The organism is Aquimarina sp. RZ0, from assembly GCF_008370685.1.
Lineage (GTDB): Bacteria > Bacteroidota > Bacteroidia > Flavobacteriales > Flavobacteriaceae > Aquimarina.
The window spans coordinates 1-18,418 of sequence record NZ_VTZU01000106.1 but is presented as its reverse complement, the minus strand read 5'-3'; the positions used below and the strand labels follow the sequence as shown (position 1 = coordinate 18,418).

Annotated in this window: 11 protein-coding genes; 4 read left to right on the top strand and 7 right to left on the bottom strand. The window is 29.8% G+C overall.

What is annotated here, in order from left to right; genetic code table 11:
- Positions 1-309: 309 nt before the first annotated feature.
- The 7 genes from F0000_RS24915 to F0000_RS24885 all read right to left on the bottom strand — a co-directional run bounded on the left by F0000_RS24915 (position 310) and on the right by F0000_RS24885 (position 12,451).
- A complete protein-coding gene (locus tag F0000_RS24915) occupies positions 310-2,088 on the bottom strand; it encodes a hypothetical protein (RefSeq protein WP_149627435.1) in 1,779 nt (592 codons plus the stop codon).
- Positions 2,079-3,731, bottom strand: coding sequence for a DUF6035 family protein (locus F0000_RS24910; RefSeq protein WP_149627434.1), 1,653 nt, complete (start codon positions 3,729-3,731; stop codon positions 2,079-2,081). Before F0000_RS24910 ends, F0000_RS24915 begins: the two co-directional genes overlap by 10 nt.
- Positions 3,721-6,480 (bottom strand): TrlF family AAA-like ATPase, encoded by a 2,760-nt coding sequence (locus F0000_RS24905; protein WP_149627433.1) that lies wholly within the window; start codon positions 6,478-6,480, stop codon positions 3,721-3,723. The genes F0000_RS24910 and F0000_RS24905 overlap by 11 nt, the downstream gene beginning before the upstream one ends.
- Positions 6,481-6,487: 7 nt before the next feature.
- On the bottom strand, positions 6,488-10,090 hold the full coding sequence (locus tag F0000_RS24900) for an AAA domain-containing protein (RefSeq protein ID WP_149627432.1): 3,603 nt from the start codon (positions 10,088-10,090) through the stop codon (positions 6,488-6,490).
- A gap of 391 nt (positions 10,091-10,481) precedes the next feature.
- Complete coding sequence (locus F0000_RS24895) at positions 10,482-11,270, bottom strand: AAA family ATPase (protein WP_149627431.1); 789 nt, start codon at positions 11,268-11,270, stop codon at positions 10,482-10,484.
- 23 nt (positions 11,271-11,293) lie between these two features.
- On the bottom strand, positions 11,294-11,527 hold the full coding sequence (locus tag F0000_RS24890) for a hypothetical protein (RefSeq protein ID WP_149627430.1): 234 nt from the start codon (positions 11,525-11,527) through the stop codon (positions 11,294-11,296).
- Positions 11,528-11,608: 81 nt separating this feature from the next.
- Positions 11,609-12,451 (bottom strand): hypothetical protein, encoded by an 843-nt coding sequence (locus F0000_RS24885; protein WP_149627429.1) that lies wholly within the window; start codon positions 12,449-12,451, stop codon positions 11,609-11,611.
- A 261-nt stretch (positions 12,452-12,712) separates the two neighbouring features.
- Between F0000_RS24885 and F0000_RS24880 the strand changes: the two genes are divergently transcribed.
- From F0000_RS24880 to F0000_RS24865, 4 genes are all read left to right on the top strand, one after another.
- The gene (locus F0000_RS24880) at positions 12,713-12,994 is read left to right on the top strand and encodes a hypothetical protein (protein WP_149627428.1); all 282 of its coding nucleotides are present in this window, start codon (positions 12,713-12,715) and stop codon (positions 12,992-12,994) included.
- 246 nt (positions 12,995-13,240) lie between these two features.
- On the top strand, positions 13,241-14,191 hold the full coding sequence (locus tag F0000_RS24875) for a BT4734/BF3469 family protein (RefSeq protein ID WP_149627427.1): 951 nt from the start codon (positions 13,241-13,243) through the stop codon (positions 14,189-14,191).
- Positions 14,178-15,980, top strand: a complete 1,803-nt coding sequence (locus F0000_RS24870) for a DUF3987 domain-containing protein (RefSeq protein ID WP_188112271.1) — start codon at positions 14,178-14,180, stop codon at positions 15,978-15,980. The genes F0000_RS24875 and F0000_RS24870 overlap by 14 nt, the downstream gene beginning before the upstream one ends.
- Positions 15,981-18,033: 2,053 nt before the next feature.
- Positions 18,034-18,270 (top strand): hypothetical protein, encoded by a 237-nt coding sequence (locus tag F0000_RS24865; RefSeq protein ID WP_149627425.1) that lies wholly within the window; start codon positions 18,034-18,036, stop codon positions 18,268-18,270.
- The last annotated feature ends 148 nt before the right edge of the window (positions 18,271-18,418 follow it).

Genomic DNA, 18,418 nt, shown 5'->3' with positions numbered 1-18,418 from the left:
TTATATATTAAATTTGGGGATCGGATAGCACTCGATTTAGCGACCAAGCCCCAGGAGGGCTCTGGAAGCTAGCTTCCAGAGCCCTCCTGGGGCTTAACCCTGAGACAGGGTTATAATTACACTTCCTCTATTGATTATTTATTTGAATTAGAAGCATTTATAAAAACCCATTCTGTGTCATTAATAACTTTATAAGAGTTACACTCTGATTTACTTTCATTACTACTTATTCTAAATACTAGGCTAAGATTATGTTTTTATAACATTCACGTGCTAAATAATTCAGCTTGGTTTGAATATGGAAAAATATTATTCTTTAAATTGTAATAATACTGAAAGTTTGTTTAAGTTAGAACTATAATTTTTGGACATATCTTCTAAAATCCAAGCTATATCTTGCTCTAAACCAGTAAGCCATTTTTTATATTTTTTCATAAAAAGAGCGCATTCTGAAATGGTCTCTATTTCATTACCAATTAAAAAGATCTCAGATTTTAGAAGAATATTATTCTCAGCATTTTCAAAAAATGACTTAATTGTTTTAGGGTTATATGTATCCAGGTCAATATCATTTTTAGAGAAAATACGATTTAAAAACTCTGTTACCCGAGAAATATTATTATTAATATCTTCTTCTAAATTGATTACCAAAACATCTATATTCTTGTTAGCAACCAAATTCAGGTGAAGAAAATGTCTTATTTCACTTAAATTATTCTTCACATATTCTTTAAGAGATGAATTATTATCATCTAAAATTTTAAAAAAAGAGACAATTTCATTAAATGTGGGAAAAATATAGCTTTGTTTGGCTAATATTTTTTTTAGTTGAACCAGTGGGTTGTCTAGCTCATAAAAGAATTTCAACAAGAATCTTATATCGGTTAATAAATCATAAGAGTTAAGTTTATCACTTTCTAGGCCATTCAATTCTCCATGCATAAACTTATTCCTCATTTGAGGAATGTGATACTGATAGTAATCTAAATAATTTAAAATATCAGATTCCCTAACTGCATTTATTTTATCATAAATTCTTCTCTTCACTTTTGCTCCCATAATTGTAGACATATCAGCAAAAAGTCCTTCTATTTGAGTTAAAGTAATACCATAAAAACTAATCCATTTTTGTTTTTTGAATAAAAATTCAAGTTCATTGATTACTCTTTTTCTTTGCTGGGTTATTGGTAATACCTCAATGTAATATCCAATATCCTTGAAATATTGTTTAGTGGGATACTCCTTAAAAAGTTTTGAATAAAAAAGACGCTTGTTATTAAAATACAAGTTTCTATAATTTTTGTCTTCTTCATAAACAGTTGTGTCTACTAAACGATGATATACTTTTTCAATCGATTCATGATTAAAGTAGCCTTCTGAATATACACGTGAAGAATAGTATGGAAAATCAAAAATTCCACCTAGATTCCAAGCAGATAAATTAAAAGGCATTTTAGTTGCTTTGGAAATTGCTCTATCTCTAATTTTATTTCCATATATATACGCTAGAATATCCTGTTGTTCAGCTATACATCTTTTATAATAATCCAAAAGCATTCTTTCTTTTTGATTAGAAGGAGGCCTTTCTTCTTTTAAATAATTTTTAGAAATAAAAGTTGTATTGGAGTACTTAGTCACCAATTTTGTTATCTCCAATAAATGATATTCTGATTCTTCCTTTAAATAGTCAAAATGCGTTTTAGGTAAATCTTTGAGCCTTATGATCTCATTTAAATATTTATCTTTTGGAGTTAAATTTGGTTCTTTTTTATCTATAGGAATATGCTCTCCATTATCTCCAATTCTATAAAGATTAGCCTTTAGTGTTCTATTAAGTCCAAAGTGTTCTAACACTTGATAAGATTTGCTTAGAACAGATGACTCATCATTTCTAAGGTTTTTATTAATGGGATATATAATTCTTAATGAGTTATAAATGATTTCATCCAATGTCTCATACTCAAAAATATCATCTCCTAATAAAGTAATTATATCATTTCGAAAATCATCTAAATTACCAATGTTTTTGTCTCTATTTCTAAAAGCATATTTTTTGATGTATACATATTTGTTTTTCTTTAATGACATAATTCTGGATATAAATGCTGAAATAAATCATTAAAATCTCGATTATGTTCAAGTTGACTGTTATTGTGCTTTTTGAGCTTATTTTGAAAAGTTCCTTTTTTATCGATAGCTATCATTTCATCAAATAAATTATTGCTTTTAAGAGCTTTTTCTATATACTCCCAATACTCTGAAAAATTATGAATTGCATAGTTAAACAAGGCTATCCATCCTTTAATTTTAAAACCTACTATTTTTTTATTTAAGCAACTCTCTATAACACAAAGTACTCTTTGGGATTTATATTCGAATAAAGTATCAATTAACCATTTAGGAGTATTATTGGCAAGCTCAAAAACCAAATTACTTCTTTGAAAATTATCATAAGAGTCTTTAAAATAATCTTTTAGTATTGAGTGATCTTTTTTCTCAAATTTAAAGCCTCTTCTAAATAATAATTTTAGAAACTTTTCTTTTTGGTAAATTTCATCATTGTTAAATAGATAGTAAAAAACATTTTGACCAGATTTATTGGTCTTATTAACATCCAGATCTATATCATAAGATCCTAGAATAAATCTTAAAAAATCATAATCTGATTCGCTACTTTTTTCAAACCAAATAAATAATTTCCCTCTTTCATCTAACTTTAATTTTTGATTTAAAAACTCTATTTCAGCTTCTTCATAATTATTTAATTTTTTTTTCAGTCTATTAAAATTAGGCTTATATTTTTCTTTTTCATTGCCTATAGCTTGAATAAAATTATGAATTTCATAAGCTATTCTATCTTGCTCTTTCTGTTCTTCTTTCTCCTTTCTTGTTTTTTCTAATACTATTTGATTTCTTTTTTGAATAACTTGTACTTCATTCTTGTTTTTAAGAAAATTATAAAAATAGACTTCATTGTTTCTTTCATCAAACTGCAATTTATCTAAAGTAATATCCACCTCATTCCATTTATCATAAAATTGATTAATCGCATTTAGATGAGTTTGCTTAAACTTACAGTTCAGCCGAAAATTAGACGCATCTCTAAATCTGAAGTAATTTTGATGCTTAAATAAATACTTAATATCTAACTCTGTGGTTGTATTACCTTCTACATCAAAATTATCTAAAATCCATATTAGATACATTCCTTTTGCTTTATAAAAATCATGTCTACCCAAAATATATTTTTGAGACAAATTAGATAGTTGAATTTCGAACACAATTTCCTTGTCTAAATACTTACAATACACATCTGGTCTTCTTTTCTCTCCTTTATCGTTAAAAATAAAATATTGATCAATTTTCACTTCAGAAACATCTTTAGTTTCTTTTAGGAGCTCTCCTATTTTGTTTTTTAAAAAAATGTGTCTTGGAGATTCTTTAGCAATTAATATTTCATTGTAAACTTCTTGCTCTCTTATTGATAATGATTCTTCTTTTAGTTCGCAGTACTCAGAATTAGGAAAATGCTTTAAATAAAAAGTACGTTTATTGCTTTTAGAAAGACTTAACTTTTGTTTGCATTCTAAACAAAGAAAAGTAATATTACTTCGATTGTATTCTGTTCTGATTTCATCACCATTTTGCTTATTCTTGAAATAATCATCTGATTGAATAATCTCACCCGTTTCTTTAATTATGGCTGATTTTATACTTCTTTCAAAAGCCATATTTTTCTTCTCGTTTTAAAAATGCTTCTTCTCCACCTTCAAGGATGTCAGTTACATGTTCTCTAATTCCAATAGATTTTAAAATACCTATATCTTCTTTTTTATCATCTGAAAGTTTAAATGAATTCTCTAAAGCACCATTTATATATTCGAATCTACAATCTTTATTGTCTCTTCCTTCATCTTGGTCGCTTTGATTTGCCACTATTACATTTTCAGAATCCGCAGAAACTACTATGTTTGGATTATGGCTAACAATAATAATTTGTCTATCAACTTTTCTCTTTCTTAAAAATTGAACTAAATCATGATATATAGACCTGTTATCAAGGTTGTCCTCTGGTTGGTCTATTAATATTGGAGCATCCGATTCACTTAACTCTACTAATAGCTTCAAAATAACAAGGTTAGCTTTACCTGGAGACATATTAGCCATTTCGTCATTTTTAATTCTCAATTCCCAATAATCAAAAAATTCATCTTTGAAAAGAACTTTTACACAATCCTTTTTTTCCCTGTGCTTATTGAAAGGAAGTTCTTCGTGGACTATTTTATCAAAAACACTTTCTATTTCTTTAATATGATTATCATAGACAATTTCGGGTAATAATTTACCATGGTCTTTACATAAATTAGTTTCAAGAAGTTCTTTAGTCTTTTTAGAATTAAAATTGAAAAAAGGTAAAAGGTTTTCTCTATATCTCTTGTGATAAAATTTTACAGTTCCTATCAAGTTAATATCTTCAAAATCTTTACTTCTTTTATTTAGCACATCAATTATTTTATCATATTCATCATAGGCGTCTTTATAAAATTGAATGATTTTAGTCTTAATTTTTATTCTTTCCTGTGTATGGTAAGCATTTATTAATTCTTCTATTTTTTCAATTCTATTGAGTTTAGTTTTCTCCTTTTTAATGGTATCTTCAATAGCTTTAATCTTTGTTTTCTCTTTTAATTTAGAAGTGATTGGTTTTAACTCTTCTTCTATATTGAGTTTTAAGCTATTAATCCTTTCTGTAATAGAAGATTCTTTTTTTACAATCTCATAATTCAACTCATCTAGCTTTTTATCAGATTCTAAAACTATCTCATTGTATTTTTTAATGAATTCTTTAGCTGAATTATATTCAAAGTCTTCTGAGCTATATTCATAAGAAAATGAAGATTTTTGTTGATCAATACTTTCTTTTATTTCGTTTAGTTCTAATTTTAAATCTGAATCATAGGCATTTATTTTTTCTAATCTACTATTTAGAGAGTCATACCTATTTAACTCATTATCTGTAATGTTAGCATTCTTTTTAAGAGTTTGTAATATTAAATCTTGTGATTTAATATAATTTTGAATTCCTTCTTTATCTCCTATCCCCTTTTTTTCAGTTTCAAGTGTTTTTACAGCATCCTCATTTTTAAAATATAAATCTATTTGACCATCTCTTGAATTATCTAGCTCTTTAACTGCTTTTAGAAACTCTTGATATAACTCATTACTACTTTCATCTTGTATTAATATTTCTCTAATAAATTTTCCTAAAGTTTTTCTTGATTTGTTCCTAATGTTCTCTGTAAGATTTAAGATGTAGGACTGAGGGATATATACAAACTTTCTATCCTTAACTGTTTCTCTTTCAGAAAATTTATAGGTAACATCATCATTCCAAGTTATCTCGAAATCAAAATTTTGTTGTTCAGAAAAGCCATATTTATCTTTCAGCTTATCTTCTATATTCTTATTGTTTGGATTTTGCTGCTTAACTGAGTACTTATAATTTATAGTATTAGCAATGTAATGTAGAAGTAGTGATTTTCCAGAAGATTTGCCACCTATTATAGTATTCAAGTCATTATTAAAGAAGATCTTATTTTCAATAAAATCACTATGACCCTTAAAAGAAACACTTTTTATGCACTTATGAGGTATTTTCTTGTCAGGGTTCTCTTTTTGTATTTTGCACCTTAATTTTGATTCATAAATTATTTGCTTTAAACCTTCAAAAGTAGGATCTGATTTTATCCAGGTATAATCATTAACACCTTCTAATTCATGCGCATCACTACACTTCAAAACTGGTTTGATTCTTGTTTGGATATGTTCTATTATGTTATTTTCATCATCTTTTAATTTATAATTTCTGTCATTAAAAAAGACATCTTCTGCTGATTTATTACCAAAAATCATTTGAGTTTTTTTATCATATTTCAACTCCATTTTTATGTTTCTTGGCTTTTCATCTTGTTTAAAACCTCCATAACCATAATAAGGAGTAGAAATTAAGAAATCATCAACCTCTTTAAAATCTCGTTTTAGTACTTTAAGTAAACTTTCTAAGTCTACATATACTGAATCAAAACCTACAGATTGGATGTCTTCTAAATTACAATACTTAGCATCTTCATTACAGAGTTTTACTCTACTTAGAGATTTATGTATGTCAGATATGGGTAGTTTAGGATTGAACAGAATATGTACATTTATGTACTGTCCCTTTTTATTCTTATCACTAACTCGAAATTCAAAATTTGGGATTACAAAACATTTGGTTTCTAGACATTTTATGGCTTCTTCATATTCTTTCTCAGATATCCAAAAATAATTGGTTAACCCTATAACACTTATTTGTTTTTCTAATATTTTATCGCAAAACTCTGCTACTGTAGTTTCTTTATACTTATTGGAAGTACCATAAGAATAAGGAGAGTGAATGTGTAAATCCCACTTTCTCCATATAGAACCTCTATTTTCCATATTATGATTATACTTTAAAATTCTTCTTGATTCTTTCTATATCCTCTTTTACTTTATCTCCCTGAATAATCACAGACGCATTCTTTTTATGATAAGGACTTTTCTTATCTCTGGTTGCTGATAACCAATTAAATGAACCTTCTATTAAAATGGCATCATCCACACAAATGGTTTTATTATGAATACCATTGTCAATCAAAAGATTAGCTCCTACATTTTCTATGGCATTTCTTCCTTTTTCAGAGTATGGTTTTAACCGTTGAGTTTGCTTATCTATATCAAAAGTTTTATCTGTAATAATTCTGACCTTGACATCCTTATCTACAGATTCTTTAATATGCTTTTCTATTTCATCTTTTTGAATAGCATTAATGGATATAAATGGAGAAAAGACTATTAATTCTTTCCTAGCAACTCTAAATACTTTTTTTAAACAACTTCTATGAGATTCTAATGTATCTATTCGTGTCACCTCATAATCCTTTGATTTAGAATAGACAATGTCAGATTTATATATAAAAGAATCATCTAAAGCATAGGCTTCTTTTGAAAATAATGTAGCTCCTAATCTTCCAGATGGAGAACTATCTTTGGGGTTTAAAATAGCCATATTTCCAATTACAATAAAAGAGTGTTTGGCTCTAGTCAAAGCGACATTGAGCATATTGAACTTACCCTGATAATCAAAAAACAACATTTTGTCTTTTGTATCGTGTACTGCAGAGAATAAAATAATTGGTCTTTCAGCTCCTTGCAAAGCATGTACAGTACCTACAATTAAATTATCAGTAATATCTTTATCAAGGTGTTTATTTAAAAGTTGTTTCAATATTATTTTTTGAGCAGAAAAAGGAGTGATAATAGCCAATATTTCACTTAATGGTTTATTGTAAGCTGTCTCCAATTTTTCTTTATTATTTATAACCCATTGGATAATAGCATTTGCCTCTTTTATGTTTTTTCTACTACTTCCTTTATGTTTTTCAGAAGTACCATCTATATGTATATATCCTAATGGTGGTAATTTATGTTCTTTATCATGATTATTACCAACCATTAATTTTAAAGAGCCTTTATATATATTTTCTTTTGAATATTCTATTATAGGATTTAAGCACCTTCTGTGTTCTAATAAGTAAGCACCTTTTTCAGATTCTCCATTACTGTGTATAAATGAAAATGGAGTAGTTTTTTTTATCATTTTCATTAGGTTACCATTAGAAGCTGTAAATCCTAAATTATCAACAGCCTCAAAATCTTCTTCATTATTTATTATATTATACTTTTCGGCATTTACATAATCTACTCCTTTTACAATTCCCCAAACTGGTTCAATTTGATATACATCACCTACAGCAAGTATTTTTTTTGTAAATGTTAATGATGGGGCAGCAACTTCAGGAGATACTTGACCTGCTTCATCCACAATCATTAAATCAAATAATTCTTTATAAAATCGATTACCCTCTGGATATTTATAATAGGTGCTAAATTTTGGTAGGGTATGAAATGTAGAAATAAATAAAGGGGTTACTTTTGCTAATCTCTTTAATTTAGTAACATAAGGACTTTTACCTCTCTCTTTATTCTCAGCTTCTGTTTGTTTTAATTCTTGAATATATTCCCACTCTCTATAATGTATACAAGACCAAAATAGTTCATTCCTGTATGAAACATCTAATTTAGCAGCTGTATCTTCAAGTACCGCTAAGTTGCTATATTCTTGTTTTGTTTTTTGAATCAAATCCTTCCATTTTTCTCCATAATTATCTAACCAATAAATAACAAATTTTTCATGCTCATCATTTCTAAAATCAATATCCTTTTTCAATTCAGATAACTCCGAAAGTAACCGATTTAATTCTTGTTCTTCGTTTATTGTTTTAAACAAAAAACTTTCAATTTCAGCGTTTACTAATCCATATCTATACCATTTAAAGTTTTCTGGAAACTCCCTATAAAATGGTTGAATAACTAATTTGTAGGCACTTTCTCTTATGGTTCTAAACTTTTTAAGTGGTAGTAATTTAACATAAAAAGGAATCTCTTTATTTCTTTCTAAAAGATTGTTTTGTATTTGTTTTAATTGCTTCTGTATTTCTTGATTCTTTTGAATTGAAGTTATAATCTCTTTTATTTTTACAATAAGCTCTTCATAATTTTTATAACCATTTTGTTTTAAAATTTCTGGTACCTCGTATTTTCTTAAAGCAATTTTAGTGGTTTTATTAATCTGTGATTTTGTAGATTTAATAACTTCAAATAGGTAATCAAGTATATCAAAATCATCATCAGTAGTGTGAATTTGAAAATGAGCTTGAAATTTTGATTTAAAGAAATCTTCATAATCCAAAATTTTAGCTTTATCATCTAATTGCCTAACAAAACCATCATTTAAAAAATTTGTAGTTGCTACCTGATATTCTTTAGATGCTTCCTTACCTTTAGATGAAGCTGCTAAATACAAACCAAATGAACTAACTTCTGGAAGCCATCTATTAAAAAGGGTATTAGAGGTTTCTTTTAACTTCATACTATCTAATATATTCGTGATAGCTTGATTATTGGTTGAACAGCCAACCATTAAAGGAGCGTTTTCCTTTTTTAAAACAGCATTAGTTATAGTATTAGCTATTACGCTTTGTAATATTGTGGTCTTTCCGGTACCTGGTGGACCGTTAATGGCAAATGTTTTTTGATTGTGTTTTGAAGTAAATTGAGCAAAGGCAACTCTTTGTGATAGAGAGAGAGGAAATTCTCCATTCATTTGCCCAAAATGATTAGGGTTTAGAAATATCTCAACATCACTTAAATCATAATTTTTTGCTTCTTCTTCAATCTCTAAAACTTTTTCGAGTATTGGATATTTTTGTTTTTTGGCATTTTTGTCAAAAACCAAATCATTATATAGATTTAGGATGTTTCTGGTAGTATTACTTTCTTCTAATTTACAAATACTAAATTGATGGTACTCTGAATCTTTATAATCTTTGAAGTATTTACCACTTACTGCCTTAAAAAAGTGTTCACAATCTTTCCAATAGTTAGACCAATTAGTTGTGTTAAAATCTCTGTTTTTTAGCTTTTCGTCTAAAACTTCCATTAAAGCAATGGTAGGTAAATCTCTTGGGTTTGGCTCTAAGTAATTTCTAACAAACAAAGGTGTTTCTCCTTCTTTGGGCGGATATAACTCTCCTGTTTTACTAACATAAGCAGGAATCCAAAAAGGATAATGTAACTTAATATTTCCCATTTTATAGCCATGTTCTATAACAGTTGTAATAGATATGGGAGCTATTTCTATTTTATTAATTTCCGTTAAATCTCCATTTTGAATAATCCTATCTTCTGATTTTTCAAAATCAATATTATTTAAACCATCATTTTCATTAAATTCATCATCATTTATATTGGTAACTGTAATAGGTTTAAAATTGAACTTCACAATTTTTTGGTCATCCCATATTACTGTCATTTCATTTTCAGTAATATAACTTAATGTGCTACTATCTCTTTGAAGTGGATTAGGAAAGATATTGTTCTTTTCACCTCTACTACCATCAATCAATGAAGCTCTGTAGTATTTTAACCAATTAAGAATTTTAGCCATTAATCTTTTTTCTTTTCTCGATGAAATTAAACAGTTCAGATATATATTATCTTGTTTATTTTCTTTTTGATATCCGAAATCTAATTTAGTTAAAATTTCCCTTATTAAAATACTTTTTAGATCTAGTTCAGTTTTAAGCTACTATATCTTAAAAGCTTCCTTAATATTGGGCTTTAAATGACACTAACTCCTTTTACATTTAGTAATATTAATTTTAGAGGCTGTCGTATTAATTCATTGTTTTGTTTATAATTCTATTTTTTTTAACCAAAAGATCAATAAAACCAGACATTTAATGAAATTGAAAAGCCATTAAAATTTCTATTTACGAAAATGTGCTGTACATCCAATTTAATTGAAATCGAAGAATTGTAACGATAGTCTGCTATGCTTAGAAATGCCTTAAGAATGCTCTTGGATTATTAAGAAAGGATTTTGTAATGGAATAATGATCTGTTTCCTCCAGAGAGGTCTTTTTCATATCACTATCGGTAATTTCATAAATCGAAGCTTCCGGATATGCCATTAGCATTGGAGAATGCGTGGCAATGATGAATTGAGAATCGAAGTTTTGTAAATGTTCTTGTAAAAAATAAATAAACGCCAATTGTTTTGAAGGGGATAGGGAAGCTTCAGGTTCATCCAGTAGATATATACCTCGCTGATTTACCATTTCGTTCATTATATGCATATAAGCTTCTCCGTGAGAGAATGTATCCAACTCTTGTCCATAATTTTTACGAACCTTATGTAATTGATAATTGGCACTATCTTTCATTTGTTGAATAACATGATCTGGAACTTCTTGATCTAAATATCCCATTTGATTATGTAAATTTACATCAGTTCGGTGTACACTATTTAGATAATCCCCAAAATCTTCTGCTCTAAAGAAAAAACCAACGGAACGTTCTATATTCCAGTTCAATTCTAAATAAGGCAATAGTTTTCTGGCCGCGTCAAAACATTTCTTATCATATCCTCTACCATCCATATGAGGAAGCTGCAATCTAAAGGCAATAGATTCTAGCAATGTAGATTTTCCAGAACCATTTTCTCCGATAATAAAAGTGATGTTATTAGACACATCAATGTTTTTGGCAAACTTTATTGCCGGAACATTATATGGATAAGGATGTTCTCTATCCGCTTTTATATGAATAGATGCTAAATATGACATAAGACCCTATTAAAGTTTTTTTATTAATTCAAATTACTAAAATTTCTCAATCGTTGATTGTCTTTTGCTAATTCTTTTATGATCACTTGTAAGCCTGCTATCTTCTGAATTGCCCAACCTTCAAAAATCATCCGGTCATTTACTTCTGGATGAACTTCTTTCACCTCTGCTAAATGATCTTGAAAATCCTTGATCATTTCTTTAGATTGGGCATCAATACTCTCTGTTAGATTTTTAAAATCATTTTCTAAATTCATGTTTTTCTTACGTTTAATTATTAATATACATCCGGGTAAATACAAATTCCCTTTATGAGTTAACATTTCACTCTTTCTTTTTTACCTAAAATCATCCTCCACACTATCCTCTAAAAACTTCCTGTATTGTTCTTCAGGTAATTCTAAAAACTGTTTTACTTCCCATATTTGTTCCACTTCAAATTGCGAAAGTTCAATGTCACTTATGGATTTGTTGGGAGAAAATAACCTAAATTTTCTTCGGAAATATGATACATATCTACAGCAAATCCCTGAACCATATTTAAGACTATTGTAAACAATAATATAGGGTGTGTTTTCCTCGATGTTTTCATAAAATTCAATAAGATCGTTGCTTAAAGCCAGGGAACCAGGTAATCCCCCTACTTCTGCCATACCTATATCCCCAACCTCAAAAGCAAATGCTCCTTGCAAGTTAGGAATTATCATTTTTGTAAGGCGATCCAAGTACAACGGATCAAAATAGTGTTGGACATAATTTTCAGTATTGGGCCCCATTATGACGTGTACATTATGGCATTCTTTGTTTTCAGGATCATAGACTAAATTGTCCATTACCAACCTTGTTGTGTATCGTGCCTGGGCTTTATTCAAATCATCTTCCAGTTGTTCTATTTTCATTTTCGCATTCACATACTCCCTAAACATCAAATTATATTCATCCTCTTTTTCATCTGGATTAGGAAAGAAATCATCAGGTAAATCGAAATACTCAATAATAGCTTGTCTATTATAATGTTTGATGACTTCCTGTTTGTATAAACCATATACCCCTTGACGGCTCATATGTAAAGCTAGTGCTAATCTGTTCATACCACCTTTACGATTGAGATTATTCTTAATAATATAATCTTTCAGAATCTTCCCGTGATGATATCTTTCAGAAGGGTCTTGGGTATTCATAATTATATTTTTATGGGTTAGGACAAATTTGTCTCAACAAAGTTACAAAATGTAAATAAAAATACTTTACATTTGTGGAAGAAATTTTCTTTCAAGAAGAAAAATATGTTTTTTAAAAGACAAGTTTTTGTTTAAAATACAGGTTTTATAATCAAACTGGGGTTGATTGTATTACAGAACTACAGAATTTCTGGATTCCTGTATTTTTCATGAATTATTTGTCAATTTAATTGGTTTACATAATTATCAAAATTAAAACTTATGAAAGACTATAAGTATTGTATTAAGGAAAAGTTGGCAGAGCTACCTGTAGCAAAATATAAGGCTACTAAAGAAAAGATCATTACGGGGTTAAAAAAAACAGCAAGGACTTTTAATCGCTATTGTAATTTACTGACAAATGACCACACAGATATCCCTGCTCAGGATCTGGATATGATTGCATCTCATTTGGAATGTACTGCGGATGAACTGAAAAACTATAAAGTAAACAAATCCACCATTCTGTATAAAACTAAACGAAGATCAAGAAAAGTAGTATAATCTTTAAATACTTCTATTCAATAACATACAGCGTATATACGCCTACCCATTACGCTGTTATTGATCTATAATACATACTACCATTTCTATCAAAGAAATTCTAGTTGTATTTCATATTACCATCACTATTGACAGATTAAAGCGCTCTGATAGAGCGTATGCGTGCTTCCTGTTGGACAGGGGTGAGCGCCTATTGTCTTTTGTGAATGTATTTTAAAAGAGTTAAAATCACTTAATAGGTTACTTATGATTACAAAAGAAACGATTTTGGGTAAAACCCATTACGGACTGAAGATATTTGCCTATATCCTACGGCAGTATTACCCGAAAGAAACCGAACTTCGAGTAAGCGGAAGGGAGTGTAAATCAACCTACAATCCTTTTGCTTCACATTACAGAAAAAGTTTACAAATAACGGTAGTAAACAATGTTGCTGTTTATAAGGATTTGGAAAACAAAGATTTCCAGGGCGATGTATTTGATTTTGCACAATTGTATTTTAGAAAAGACACCGAAATCGAATTGTTGCTAACCATTAATGATAGCTTGCATTTAAACTTAGAGACAAAGCTATCCACATATGAACTTAGACAAGAGGATATTCAGAACTTTCTGGATCGTATTCCAGATACAGAATGGGAATCACGGTTTAGTTATTTTTCTAAAAATCTCTACAATCTTATTCCAACAAAAACCATTGGTTTATCAGAAGTGTACCAGATGCTTACGGATATCTCCCGTAAGCATCCTACCGAATACTTAAGAAAGCTCTCTTCAGAGAAAAAACAAAAAGAATACAAGAAAAAACACTTTGACTATGTCACCTTTTCTGGAGTGTTTACCAAACGAAACAATAGCTCGCTTAGAACATACTCTAAGTTATTGACCCTTGATATTGATGGAATCCCTACCAAACAGGAATTAATAGATATTAGAAAGACGCTGTTAAAAGACCCATATTTTCCAGCCCAACTACTATTTATGTCTCCAAGGGGAAATGGTCTGAAATGGATCATTAAAATTTCATTAGCTGAAGTTTCACATACACAATATTTTCAGGCAGTCATTAACTACATAAAAGAAACCTATAACATCCAAATTGATACTTCTGGAAGTGATGTAAGTAGAGGTTGTCTTTTACCGTATGACCCCGATACTTATATCCATCCAAAATGCAAAGCTGATGCTAAAATTTGAGCCTAAAAAATATCTCAAAGCAGAGATTAATGAGGAGAATAAGAAATCTGATAAAACAGCTATTCAGGAAATTACTACTTCTTTTGATGATTATGATAAAGTAAAAGAGGTAGTTTCTAAGCTGGAGGTGTCGGGAATCGATATTACCGCCAATTATAGGGATTGGATTAAAATTGGGTTTGCTTTTGCAGATGCTTTTGGCAGTATGGGAGAGGAATTATTTCATACTGTGAGCAAAAACTACGTAAAATATGTTTTTACTGCTTGTAAGCAACAATATAGAAAATGTTTACAAAGTAATAAACCCGGTGCTACTTTAGGCTCATTCTTTCATTTAGCAAAAGCAGCAGGCGTAACTCCTTCATCACATAAACAAAAGGTGTATACATTGGCCACACCTCAAAGAGTTTCTGTAGAACAGGAAGAAGAACAAGTACAACAGGAAAAAGAACCTCCGTTACCTTCAATACCCTTATCCGTTTACAAACGACTACCTGAGTTTTTAAAAGAAGTAACAGCCATTGCAGTAAGTGATCAGGAACGGGATTTATTGTTATTAGGGAGTTTAACGGTAATGAGTAGTTGTTTACCCAACGTATATGGTGTTTATGATCAAAACATAGTATATCCTAACCTGTTCTTATTTGTTACCGCTCCAGCTTCTTCTGGTAAAGGAAGGATTAATCTTTGTAGAAAATTGGTATACCCTATCCATAAACAAAAAAGAGATGCAACGGATGCTCAAAAAGTTCAGCATGAAGTGGAGCTATCAGAATATTATGATTTGAAGAAAAAACAAAAAGGTGATACTCCGCAGAAACCTGAAAAGCCCAGAGATCAGTTATTGTTTATCCCTGCTAATAGTAGTGCTACAGGAGCATTTGAATTATTGGCAAATAATGATGGTAAAGGATTGATCTTTGAAACGGAAGGGGATACCCTTGCGCAAGCTTTTAAGAGCGAACATGGGAATTATAGTGATGGATTTAGAAAATCCTTTCATCACGAGGAAATCAGTTATTACAGGCGTACGGCAAGTGAATATGTAGATATTACCAGTCCACAATTATCAGCAATACTTTCTGGCACTCCTGACCAGGTAATATCCTTAATGCCTGATTCTGAAAATGGACTATTCAGTAGGTTTATTTTTTACAAAATGGAACGTCAAAAACAATGGAGAAATGTATTTGTCAACACTAACAAGCAATCATTGGACAGTATCTTTGACACGTTAGGCAATCAATACTTGCAATACTACCAAAGACTGGAAGGTTTTGGTAGTCGAATAAGGATTGATTTACAAACACACCAGATTGAACGGTTTCATGCTTTCTTCAGTAAAGAGTATGACAAGTTCCTATTCCTAAATAAAACGGGCTTAGAAGCTTCTTTAATGCGTTTAGGGCTTATCTGTTATCGTATGGTAATGATCTTTACCATCATTCGATCATTAGAAAATGACAGCCTTTCTAATATGCTGTATTGTCAGGATATTGATATGGAAAACGCTATTGCCATTGTGGAAAGTTTGCTAATACATACCCAACAGGTATATCAATATTTACCAGAAAAGAAACAAGTACTACCAAAAGTCAAAAACCAGAAAGAAAGCTTTTTAGATGGACTACCTACCTCTTTTGTTACTCAGGAATATAAAAGCATAGCTAATAAGCTTCAAATACCAGAAAAGACTGCCGAACGCTACATAAAGCAGTTTGTTGAAAAAGGATATCTACAACGTATCGGTCACGGGCAATATCTTCACACACTTAAAAAGGAAGACTAGATATATAAAGAAACTTTAGAAAACCTTAAAAACCTTAAAAAAGACCAGTGAGGTTATTAAGGTTTTTGAGGTTTTGAGGGTGACGTAATTTATTTCTTACAATTTACATCTGCTAAAATCCTACAAAAGGAGCAAAACCTCAATAACCTCAAAACCCGTAGTACCTTTTTTTGAGGTTTTGGTTTGTACAGAGCACATAATTCAAATCATCAAAACCTAAGTCAATTCAAATTAATATACGTTTATTTATGTTGTCGTACTTGTGAGATAGTTTGTATCGGGATTGGCACAAATTAATGGTTGTTTACATATGGTTCAAATCGAATAATCACATCATTATGTAAACAAAATTATCAAAATAAGAAGCTGTCTACGTACCTCTATCGAACTAAAAAATACACACCTCAATGGGCTGTGCATTTTTGCAAAATACGCATCTCGATTTCAATTTTTATTTATAAGTCTTTTTAAGATCTAAATACACATCCCGATTAAGAATCGCTGTTAAAAATGAAAACAGTTGAAAATAATGGTCTGATGATGGTTTTTGGGCTACGTATTTTTGAAAAATATACATCCCGATTAAGAATCGAATACATATCCCATTGGGGTCTGTATTTTGCAGAAATATACATCCCGATTTGCATTTAAGAATTTTATGGTTTTTAAAGAATTATTTTTGCTACACTTCGTACCCCTTTTTAATATTTTCTAATGGATAATAATTTAACTGTTTTTAAGGTAGGAAGTAAGTTTTTCCTATAGGGATGACACGTAACTTTTTACTATAGCAATGACTTCAAGTTTTTCCTATAGGGATGACACGTAACTTTTTACTATAGCGATGACTTCAAGTATTTCCTGTAAGGATGACACGTAACTTTTTACTATAGCGATGACTTCAAGTATTTCCTATAGGGATGACACGTAACTTTTTACTATAGCAATGACTTCAAGTATTTCCTGTAAGGATGACACGTAACTTTTTACTATAGCGATGACTTCAAGTATTTCCTATAGGGATGACACGTAACTTTTTACTATAGCGATGACTTCAAGTATTTCCTATAGGGATGACACGTAACTTTTTACTATAAGGAGGAGTTACAACTTTTCCCTATAGGAGTGAGCTACAACTTTTCCCTATAGGAGTGAGCTACAACTTTTCCCTATAGGAGTGAGCTACAACTTTTCCCTATAGGAGTGAGCTACAACTTTTCCCTAAGGAAAAGTTTCGTTATGGTAATATTGAAAACTAGAAAATTACTTGCAACATCTCGCAAATTAAAAGCGAGCAAAAGCAACTTTCAATGGATAGAGATTGTAAAGTAGAAAACTATATTTTTACAAAATTCATTGAATATGATTCAAAATGAATTGTTAACCAAAAATTAAAGCGGTTACGCGCTATTAAGAACTTAATCCATAATAGTGGCCCGCTAAAAGGATTAAAGCCCTAAAAAGCTCTTAAAACAAGTTTTAGTACAGATTATAATGTGTTTTTGTGCTGTGTTTTTAACTATAATACCAAATAAATTTTAGAATGCGCCTAAAGAATTTGAATTATATAGTGCTCGGATAAATAAGAAAATCCTAGCATAGCCACAGCTATGGTATTATTTTATTATGAAATATAAGTGCGATAAAAACTAATTACTAGGTTCATTTTAATGTTTATTTGGTATAACCTACTCAATTCAATTCTGTAAGTGTAAAGTCGAATTTATCCGGAAATTATTTTCATAACTTTTTTTACTACAGTTATAGTATAGTTAATTTATTAGGGGTATAAATTGGGACGTCCTTATAATAAAGGGAAACGAAAGAACTTGTGATTTTTTAAGAATAATTTTACGCAACGATAGGTTCCGTTTACAAACGTTTAGATGTTCTTTTGGCTTGGATAAACAATTTATTTTTCAGAAATTTCCATGTACTTCATCGTAGTCAATTCTCTAAAACATCTTCGACATCAACTCTCTGGTATAAAGAAGGAATCAATTTTTAATACGATTCAGTTTGACTGCACAAAAATTAATAATATTTAAACCTTATGGAAAGAAGAAAAATAATAAGAAGAAAAAGGGCTCAAAGCAAGCAACTGCCAAATAAGCCAATAAAGAAAACTATGGTAAATCAGTCCAAAGAACTTCTAAAAAGTCCTCTTGTAAAAGGTGTGGTAGTTGTAGGTGCTTTATACGGAATTCTGTTTATTTCAAAATACATTATCAAAGAATATGCTGAAGTAGTTGCTGCCACGAAAAAGCTAAGAGATGCCCATCGGCTTTAATGCTTAATTAAAACGTAGGATTAGAGAGTGTAAATATAACCTTGTCTGAATACTAAATTTTTAATTTACACATTATTCAGATAAGATGACAAATACAGAACAACAAGAACTAGAGAAGAAAGCTCTTGAACAATTTATGAGCGGCAAG